Below are 1,260 nucleotides of genomic sequence, written 5' to 3'. Positions count from 1 at the left end.
GTCGCTGACCTATGCGGAGTTCGATGCGCGGGTCAATCGTCTTGCGCGCAGGTTGATCTCGGAGGGTGTGGGTCCGGAGTCGACGGTGGCGCTGGCGATGCGTCGCTCGGTCGAGTTGCTGGTCGGTATGTATGCGGTGGCCAAGGCCGGTGGTGCGTATGTGCCGGTGGATCCGGATCAGCCGGACGAGCGCAATGCCTACATCCTCGACGCCGCGGCGCCGGTGGTCGTGCTGTCGACCGAACGCGACGATTTCGTCGTGCCGGGGGAGAGGTCTGTCCCGAGCCTGGCGATCGACACGCTCGATCTCTCGGACGTCTCGGACGCATCCATCGCAGACGGCGAACGGGTCGCGCCGTTGCGTGCGTCGAATACGGCGTATGTGATCTTCACGTCGGGTTCGACGGGCCGGCCGAAGGGTGTGGCGGTGCCGCACGCGGCGATCGTCAACCAGTTGCTGTGGAAGCGTGAGTATTTCGGTCTCGGTGTCGATGATGCGGTGCTGTTGAAGACGGTGGCGACCTTCGATCTGTCGGTGTGGGAGTTCTGGTCGGCGCTGGTCTCCGGTGGGCGTGTGGTCATCGCGTCGGCCGATGGTCATCGCGATCCGGCCTATCTGAACCGGTTGCTGACGGAGCAGTCGGTGACGACCCTGCATGTCGTGCCGTCGATGCTCGAAGCATTGATGGTCGACGCCGACGGAGTGCTGGCTCCCTCGCTGCGCCACATCCTCGCCATCGGCGAAGCGCTGCCGCCGGCGACCGCCCAGCGGTTCCTGACCCACAACCGGGCGCGGCTCGTGAACCTGTACGGTCCGACCGAGGCCGCGGTGTCCGTCACCGCCGGTGATGTCACCGACACCTCCGGTGCGTCGGTGCCGATCGGTGTGCCGGAGTGGAACACCCGGGTCTACGTGCTCGACGAGCGTCTGCATCCGGTTCCGGCCGGTGTCGCCGGTGAGTTGTATCTGGCCGGTGCGCAGCTCGCGCGCGGGTATTTCGGGCGTGCGGATCTGAGTGCGGAGCGGTTCGTCGCGTCGCCGTTCGGTGACGGGGAGCGGTTGTACCGTACGGGCGATCTGGTGCGGTGGACCCGTGACGGGCAGTTGGATTACTTGTCGCGCACGGACTTCCAGGTGAAGGTGCGTGGTTTCCGGATCGAGCTCGGTGAGATCGAGTCCGCCCTGCGCGCGATGGATGCGCTGCGTGATGTCGCGGTGATCGCCCGGGAGGACGAGCGGGTCGGCACGCAGCTGGTCGC

General features: G+C 66.7%; 1 protein-coding gene. It reads left to right on the top strand.

The annotated features are described in order from the left end of the window. Positions 1 to 1,260: amino acid adenylation domain-containing protein (locus tag A8G18_RS21165; RefSeq protein WP_157100866.1), on the top strand; the 1,260-nt coding region annotated here is incomplete at both ends.

Origin of the sequence: Rhodococcus gordoniae, assembly GCF_001646655.1 — a bacterium.
Lineage (GTDB): Bacteria > Actinomycetota > Actinomycetes > Mycobacteriales > Mycobacteriaceae > Rhodococcus > Rhodococcus gordoniae.
The sequence above is the reverse complement of the archived record's forward strand: the minus strand, read 5'-3'. Positions and strand labels throughout refer to the sequence as shown.